This window comes from Gilliamella sp. W8123 (assembly GCF_016101085.1).
GTDB lineage: Bacteria > Pseudomonadota > Gammaproteobacteria > Enterobacterales > Orbaceae > Gilliamella > Gilliamella apis.
In genome coordinates this window covers 1-397 of record NZ_JACFRE010000025.1, presented here as the reverse complement: position 1 = coordinate 397, position 397 = coordinate 1, and the positions used below count along the sequence as shown (strand labels likewise).

Annotated in this window: 1 protein-coding gene; it reads right to left on the bottom strand. The window is 36.0% G+C overall.

Going from position 1 to position 397, the window contains the following annotated elements; genetic code table 11:
* Positions 1–397, bottom strand: a 397-nt coding sequence (locus tag H3T56_RS11565; protein ID WP_198193091.1) for a hypothetical protein, incomplete at both ends; no start/stop codon positions are given.

Sequence of the window (397 nt, the reverse complement as noted above, 5' to 3'; positions counted from 1 at the left end):
GGTATGGCATTAACATTAGTTGGCACTAACATATCAATATCGGCAAAGCTCTGACCGGCAACTGGCAGTAAAATAGCGTGTGATGAATTTGAGTTATTACTTGCCGGTGTTAATGTCGTACCATCAGAGAAGGATATCTTCATCAGTTCGTCTAAGTCTATCGCGCGTGTTTGACCACCATCAAAAGTTAAATAAGGACCATTACCATGAATAACATTTGTAGTATAAGCGGTCAGCGCTTGACTATTAAATGAAAATGACAAAGAGATAATAGGCAGTAAAGTTAAAAAAATCGACCAAGATAAACACAATCTTGATAGCAATTTAAGGCTTTGCTGAAAAAATAAACTACACGAAAAAACTAAACTTCGTTGGCTAAAACGAGACGAATTTAAAT